Raw genomic sequence first — 6,711 nt, 5'->3', positions numbered from 1 at the left:
GTCTTCCGCCGACTCATGGAGCAGGCGGTCGTTACCGAGCCCGTCACTGAAGCCGCAGTGACGCATGGCTATAAGTGGTGACCACAACATATAGGGCGTGGAGGCACTAACCGACCACCCCCCTTCCGGAAATCGCCTAAGGCGGATGCGCTAGACTTAAAACACGTTCATGACTACAGGTGTCCCGCCATGTCACTGACTGTCGAAGACTTCCGGCTGTCATTCGCCGATGGCCTTGAACCGGAGAGCGACGAGCCGGAAATGGAAAGCACGCTACATTACGAACAGCTCGCCCTTCTGGTCAGCTTGCTGGAATGGCATTGGCGTGCTCGGGACGACTATTTCATCGGCGCCAATCTCAGTGTGTATTTCAGGAAAGATCAATTCACCCGGCGCGAACTGCGTGGCCCTGATTTTTTCCTGGTGCGTGGCGTGGAGCGACGACCTCGGCGCTCCTGGACCGTCTGGCTGGAGGGCGGGCGCTATCCGGATCTGATCATCGAACTGCTTTCGGATGCCACCGCGCGGGGCGATCGCACCATCAAAAAGACCCTCTATCAGGATGTCTTCCGTACCCCGGAGTATTATTGGTTTTCGCCCGACACCGGTGAATTCGCCGGCTTTCATCTGCTGGACAGGCTCTATCAACCGATCCCAGCAGACCCCCAGGGCCTGCTGGCGAGCCCCATTCTAGGTCTGCGGCTCGGCGTCCATGAGGGTCTTCTGCGCTTCTTCGACGAGAGCGGCGCGCCGATTCCCACGCTGCCCGAAGTGATCGACCAGGAACAGGCATTGGTCAAGCAGCAACAGGCATTGGTCAGACAGGAACAGGCACTGGTCAGACAGGAACAGGCACTGGTCAGACAGGAACAGGCGCTGGTCAGGCAGGAACAGGAGCGCGCCGAACAGGAGCGGGAACGCGCCAATCAGGAACGGCTGCGGGCGGACCAATTGGCCGAAAGGCTGAGGGCGTTAGGGATCGACCCCGAGTTAAATTGATCCGTGAACAACGAACGAGGACTGGGAGCGCCGGCATCCTGTCGGCCGCACCCACTCAACCCCTCCATCCGGCCAGGATCTCCATGCAGATCCGATTCATCTCCGCCGCCCGCTCCGGGCTGTCGGCCTCGGTATAGGCGCGCAGTTCAGGCGCATTGCCCGATGGGCGCAGGTGCGCGATCTCGCCGCTGACAAACGTCATCCGCAGGCCGTCGGTCATCTCCAGGTCGGTGACCGCGCCGAACTGTGCGCCAAACACCGCCTCGATGGCCGCTTTATCCCGCTGAACATCGCCGCTGGACAACGCCGCGATGCCGGCCCGGGCGATCTCGGTCGGGAAGTCCTTGAGACGGTCGCTGTGGGTGAAACGGCCCGGCAGATCGCGGGCGAGCGCGGACAGCGGCTTGCCCTGTTCGACCGCGTCCAGCAGGATGGTCACGGCGACAATGACGGCATCCCTCGTTGGGAGTGCCGCCAGCACGCGACCGTCGCGATCAATGTCCGTGCCAAGCAAAAAACCGCCGTTAGCTTCGTAGCCAACCACGGGAGCCAGACCCTCGCCCATTGCCTGCAACATGCCCGCGATGACGAATGGCGAGCCGATTCGGGTGCGTCTCACCGACTCGAAACAGCCGCATTTTTCCACCGCCGTGTTGCTGCTCACCGGGGTCACAACGCCCCGGGCGCCGAGTTGGCGCGCGCAGAGCACGCCGGCGATATCCCCGCGCAGCCAGGCGCCCGTCTCGTCGCCGATCAGCGGGCGGTCGCCGTCGCCATCCGCCGACACCAGCGCATCGAATTGGCCGCTCGCGGCCCAGTCGCGAGCCAGGACAACATCCTCGGGTCGGATCGCCTCGGTATCGACCGGGATGAAAACCTCCGAGTGTCCCAGCCGGGCGACCCGCGCGCCCAGACCCGCGAGCACGGCAACGTAAGCCTCGCGCGCCACGCTGGAATGCTCATAGACGCCTACCCGCAGGCCATGGAGACAATCCGCGGGGAAAAAGTCCAAATAACGGCCGACATACTCACGGTAGGCGACCGGATCCGGATCAGGCAGAGCCGCGCCCTGCCCCACCGCAAAGCCGCCGAGCGCATCGAACAGACCCTCCGGACGCCGGATCTCCTGAAGGCTGATCCCTTCCTCGTCGCGCTTGAGGATTTCGCCCGTGGGCAGATTAAATTTGATGCCATTGCGATCGTCGGGGATATGACTGCCGGTCACCATGAGGGTCGACATGCCCCGTGCCATGCCATAAGCAACAAGCGCCGGGCTAGGGATCGGGCCGACATTGCACGGACGATAACCGAGATCGATGACGGCCGCGGCGCAGGCATTCATGATGCGCGGCGAACTGGGGCGCAGATCCCCCGCGATCCCGACATCCTGACCCGAAGCCAGGATTCCGGCCGTTTTGAGATAACCAAGAAAACCCGCCGTATAGGCATAACAGACCCAATCGGTCATGTCCGCGGCCAGCCCACGGGCACCGCTGGTGCCGAACTTGACACCGCTTTCGTTCATCAGATCGCCAATACGCATGCTCGCTTCCCCGTGGAGAACAGTGGCCGGCTGAAGGTGATTCGCTCCAATCGCAATCTTACCCCAGTCATCCCGCGCATAATCAATCTCGCAGCGACCGACCCTTGTGAAAGACAGAACACGATCGTATCTCAAGAGGGCTTTTCACCGGTCAAACCGCATCCAGGTTACAGACTTTGGTTTTGAGCATTTCGCTTCGCGGATACCCAACCTGACCGGCCAGCCGGGGCTGAAGAAAAACCAACACGCAGGCGGCTCAGCCTGCATCGTCATCACCAGTGCAACCGAAAAAAGATCCATTAAAACGAGGATTCATCATGATCGTGACGAAACCATTCATCCCGCTCGCAGCGTCCGCCGCCTTGGTTCTGGCCTTGACCCAAACGCTCCTGGCGCCCAGCGCGATCGCTGCCGAACCGCAACCCGCGCCTACGAAGGCCGACGAGCCCGCGGCTCCCGCCCCTTACCCAGCCAGTGCGAAACCAGCCAATGCCACGCCGACGCCGGCCGAAACCGCTCGCGCCGAAGTCAAAGAGCGTCGCGCGGCCATGCTGGCGGAGCGCAAGAAGCGTTACGACGATTTGCGCGCGAGTGCCGCCGAGATTGGGGTGGAGATGCCTAAAACTCCGCCTTGGGAAACGCTGCCCGCGATGCCGGAACCGCCCGAGATGGGCGCCCGACACGGGATGTGGGACGAGGATGACGCAGCGATGCGCCAATGGCGGGAAGACATGAAGGCACGGATGCAAGAGCGAATGCGCGCCATGACTCCCGAGGAGCGGCAGGCCATGCGCGAGGAACGCTGGAAGCGGATGCGCGCGGACGCGGCGGAGCGTGGGATCGAGATGCCCGAGACGCCACCTTGGGAGGAAGCCGAAAAGCGCCAGCAGGAGATGGAGAAACGCTTCGAGGAATACCGCAAGACCGTCGAACAGATGACCGATGAACAGCGTGAAGCGGCCCAGGCACTCTTCGGGCGTCCCCCGGCAAGGATGTCGCGCCCCATGCCTTACCCTGACGCCGGCCTAGATCAGGAGTCTTGGGGTTATCCGGGCGATGGCGCTTATCGCCACGCTCCACGAGGCATGATGCATCGGCCCATGATGCCCTACCCGGAGGATCAGGGTTACAATCAAGGTCCGCCGCCCTGGTCGACTGGCAACTGAGGATCGACAGATCTTTAAGAGCCGGATCCATGCGCAACGCTCGTTGCGCACGGGTCCGCCAATGAATCAGGAGCGGGAGTCGTCCGATCCCGTCACGCTGTCGGCGGCACTGTCCACGAGATGACGATCAGGAACCTCAAGCCATCGATCGAGCAGCCCCTGCACCGTTTCGACACCCTGTCGTTCCAGTGCCGAAAACAACTGCACCGCAACCCTGCCATCGTCATTCGCGACCTCGCGCTCCACCGCGAGCCGGGTCGCCTGCGCGGCGCCCCGTTTTAGTTTATCCGCCTTGGTCAGCAGCAGCAGGATCGAGCGTTCGCCCCGCCGGCCCCAGTCCAGCATCCGCCGGTCGAATTCCGTCAGCGGGTGACGGATATCCATGACGATCACGAGCCCGGCCAGCGAACGGCGATATTCCAGATAGTTCGCCAGATGTTGCTGCCATTGCAGCTTGATGGCCTCCGAGACCTTGGCATAGCCATAGCCCGGCAGATCCACCAATCGGCGTTCCGCGTCCAGTTCGAAGAAGATGATCTGTTGGGTTCGACCGGGGGTCTTACTCGTTCTTGCCAGGCTCTTCTGATGGCAGAGCGTATTGATGGCACTCGATTTACCCGCGTTCGAGCGACCCGCGAAGGCGACTTCGCGACCGGTATCGGCAGGCGTCTGATCGAGCCGCATGGCGGCGGTGAGAAAGTGAGCACGCTGATAGAAGGGATTCATCTGCATTGTCACGCTAGGCTCCGATCGCGGATCCAGTGGCCGGAAGCGCCGCCCTCTTTCTCCAGAAGGCGGACGTTCGAGATTGTCATCCCGCGATCGACGGCCTTGCACATGTCATAAATCGTCAGCAGACTGACCTGGACGGCGCAGAGCGCCTCCATCTCGACGCCGGTCTGGCCCGTGGTTTCAACGGTTGCGCGGCAACAGACCGAAGCGTCCTCGGCACGAATGGTCAGAGCGATCTCGGCCCTGGTCAGACTCACGGGATGACACAGCGGCACCAGATCGGCGGTCCGTTTTGCCCCCATGATCCCGGCGATGCGCGCGATTCCCAGCACATCGCCCTTGGCGTGGCGACCCGACTCGATCAGCGCGAGGGTGGCCGCCTCCATGAGGATCCAGCCCTCGGCCACCGCGTGCCGCCGGGTCACGGCCTTGCCCCCCACATCCACCATGTGGGCCTCGCCCGTTGGAGTGAAGTGGGTCAGCGGCATTAAAAGGCCGGCTTTTCCGGGGCGTTTTCGAACATCTCGACGCTCGCCATGATCTCCTGACAGGCTTCATCGCGATTGCCCCAACCGCCGACGCGCACCCACTTGCCCTCGTCGAGATCCTTGTAGTGCTCGAAAAAGTGCGCGATCTGATCCAGCAGATGCGGCGGCATATCGCGGAAACTCTCGACGTTGCGATAGCCCTTGAACAGCTTGTCGATCGGCAGCGCGAGGATCTTGGCGTCGTCGCCGGACTCGTCGGTCATCGTCAGCACGCCGATCGGCCGGCACTTGATGACGGATCCGGAGATCAGCGGATAGGGCGTCACCACGATCACGTCCACCGGGTCGCCATCCGACGACAAGGTGTGCGGCACATAACCATAATTGCAGGGATAGTGCATGGCCGTGGACATGAAGCGATCGACGAACATCGCGCCGGTCTCCTTGTCCATTTCGTACTTGACAGGCTCGGCGTGGGACGGGATCTCGATGATCACGTTGATGACATTGGGCACATTATCGCCCCGGGAAACCTTCGATAAATCCATGGATCGGCCTCAGTGGTTCAGCAGTGTGGGCGTTGCGGCATAAAGCCTTCGGACTCAATGCAAAAAGGCCCTGACGGGCCTGGCGCGACGTTTGATTGCCAATTGTAATCCATCCCAGGCTTGGAAATCTCAATCCTTGAGCGCGACAACCTTGTCAAGGACCGGATGCGTTCCGTTGCTCGATCAGCCGGATTCGCGCCAACCGGCCGGTATCGGAGTCGACACGGTTTAGCGTCCCGTCCCAGAAAAATCGCGCCCTGGCTGGAGCCCGAAGGTTGTTTCCAGATCCAGTTCCCGAATCAAGTCATCCGCCGCGCCCCGACCATGCTCACGCTGAATCTCGCCCAGGATCAATCGCACGGCATGGCGGTTATAACCGCCGCCGAACTGAAGTTGGGTACGAATCAGCGCGCGGGCATGGTCGAGCGTCATGCGTCGATCAAACCTCGAACGCCGCGAGCTTGCGCGCCACCGGGGCATTCTTCAGCGTGACGTATTTCGGCAGACCATGCTCGAACGGCGGGTAGTCTTCGCCCTGGATCAGCGGGATCAGATACTCCTTACAGACTGGCGTGATGCCGAAGCCGTCTTCGGTGATGAAGTCGCGCGGCATGAATTTCTCGACATTAGCGACCTCCGACAGCGGCGCCTCGCCCACTTCCCTGGCATAGGGATCGCTGCTCAGACGCCGGACGGTCGGCATCACGGCCTTGTGTCCGGCCAGCGCGAACTCGACCCCGGCCCGGCTCATGGCATACGCCTGCTCGACATCGGTCTTGGAGGCGAGATGACGCGCGGCACGCTGGAGATAATCGGCCATCGGGATACCTGGTGCCCTCGGAGACGACAATGGTGCAGAAATCGAAACGTTCGACCTTCTTCCTTAAGACTGCGGCGAGGAAGTGCGCCTGATCGAATTTGGTCTCGGGAAGAGAAGGAATGAAGACCATAAATGCCGTTTATATAACGCGCAAGCATGAGTATAAACGCTTCATCATGATCGCTCTGTAAGTACTTCATTACAATTGTTTGTAGGAATGCGACTCATGATATTAGCTGAATTGAATCTTATATTCTTTTCCATATGATAATAACATTCCCCGAAGTTCAGCTTCAAGTAATTTAAAATTCTTATAAGCCGAGTTTGGCATCCATTCATATTTGACTTTACGCCAAAGAATTTCGATTAGATTTAATTGCGGTGAATAAGGCGGCAAAAAATAGAGTGATAAGCC

At 60.7% G+C, this 6,711-nt stretch carries 8 protein-coding genes and 1 pseudogene; 2 read left to right on the top strand and 7 right to left on the bottom strand.

Annotated elements, in window-relative coordinates:
* Window positions 1-189 precede the first annotated feature (189 nt).
* Complete coding sequence (locus QZY07_RS12985) at window positions 190-999, top strand: Uma2 family endonuclease (RefSeq protein WP_295403294.1); 810 nt, start codon at window positions 190-192, stop codon at window positions 997-999.
* 55 nt (window positions 1,000-1,054) lie between these two features.
* On the opposite strand, the gene QZY07_RS12980 is transcribed toward QZY07_RS12985, so the two are convergent.
* Complete coding sequence (locus QZY07_RS12980; RefSeq protein ID WP_295403291.1) at window positions 1,055-2,542, bottom strand: phosphomannomutase; 1,488 nt, start codon at window positions 2,540-2,542, stop codon at window positions 1,055-1,057.
* 317 nt (window positions 2,543-2,859) lie between these two features.
* Here QZY07_RS12980 and QZY07_RS12975 point away from each other — a divergent pair, with 317 nt between their 5' ends.
* A complete protein-coding gene (locus QZY07_RS12975; protein ID WP_295403288.1) occupies window positions 2,860-3,708 on the top strand; it encodes a hypothetical protein in 849 nt (282 codons plus the stop codon).
* Window positions 3,709-3,774: 66 nt separating this feature from the next.
* Here QZY07_RS12975 and yihA read toward each other — a convergent pair whose 3' ends face one another.
* The 6 genes and pseudogenes from yihA to QZY07_RS12945 all read right to left on the bottom strand — a co-directional run.
* Window positions 3,775-4,434, bottom strand: a complete 660-nt coding sequence (gene yihA, locus QZY07_RS12970) for a ribosome biogenesis GTP-binding protein YihA/YsxC (RefSeq protein WP_295403297.1) — start codon at window positions 4,432-4,434, stop codon at window positions 3,775-3,777.
* Window positions 4,435-4,442: 8 nt separating this feature from the next.
* Window positions 4,443-4,928, bottom strand: coding sequence for a cyclic pyranopterin monophosphate synthase MoaC (gene moaC / locus QZY07_RS12965; protein WP_295403285.1), 486 nt, complete (start codon window positions 4,926-4,928; stop codon window positions 4,443-4,445).
* Entirely contained in the window at window positions 4,928-5,476 is a 549-nt protein-coding gene (gene ppa, locus QZY07_RS12960) for an inorganic diphosphatase (protein ID WP_295403282.1), read from the bottom strand. Before ppa ends, moaC begins: the two co-directional genes overlap by 1 nt.
* Window positions 5,477-5,704: 228 nt before the next feature.
* Window positions 5,705-5,908 (bottom strand): hypothetical protein, encoded by a 204-nt coding sequence (locus QZY07_RS12955; protein ID WP_295403279.1) that lies wholly within the window; start codon window positions 5,906-5,908, stop codon window positions 5,705-5,707.
* Between the two features lie 7 nt (window positions 5,909-5,915).
* Window positions 5,916-6,405 (bottom strand): annotated as a pseudogene (locus QZY07_RS12950) (diphosphate--fructose-6-phosphate 1-phosphotransferase); the annotation flags it as partial.
* 123 nt (window positions 6,406-6,528) lie between these two features.
* Window positions 6,529-6,711: transposase (locus tag QZY07_RS12945; RefSeq protein ID WP_295403276.1), on the bottom strand; the 183-nt coding region annotated here is incomplete at its 5' end.

Source organism: uncultured Thiocystis sp., assembly GCF_903866365.1.
In the GTDB taxonomy this organism is placed as follows: Bacteria; Pseudomonadota; Gammaproteobacteria; order Chromatiales; family Chromatiaceae; genus Chromatium.
The sequence above is the reverse complement of the archived record's forward strand: the minus strand, read 5'-3'. Positions and strand labels throughout refer to the sequence as shown.

Bases quoted from the DNA above. Each gene is read 5' to 3' on its own strand.
- QZY07_RS12985 (WP_295403294.1), top strand. From the start codon at position 190: ATGTCACTGACTGTCGAAGACTTCCGGCTGTCATTCGCCGATGGCCTT.
- QZY07_RS12980 (WP_295403291.1), bottom strand. From the start codon at position 2,542: ATGCGTATTGGCGATCTGATGAACGAAAGCGGTGTCAAGTTCGGCACC.
- QZY07_RS12975 (WP_295403288.1), top strand. From the start codon at position 2,860: ATGATCGTGACGAAACCATTCATCCCGCTCGCAGCGTCCGCCGCCTTG.
- yihA (WP_295403297.1), bottom strand. From the start codon at position 4,434: ATGAATCCCTTCTATCAGCGTGCTCACTTTCTCACCGCCGCCATGCGG.
- moaC (WP_295403285.1), bottom strand. From the start codon at position 4,928: ATGCCGCTGACCCACTTCACTCCAACGGGCGAGGCCCACATGGTGGAT.
- ppa (WP_295403282.1), bottom strand. From the start codon at position 5,476: ATGGATTTATCGAAGGTTTCCCGGGGCGATAATGTGCCCAATGTCATC.
- QZY07_RS12955 (WP_295403279.1), bottom strand. From the start codon at position 5,908: ATGACGCTCGACCATGCCCGCGCGCTGATTCGTACCCAACTTCAGTTC.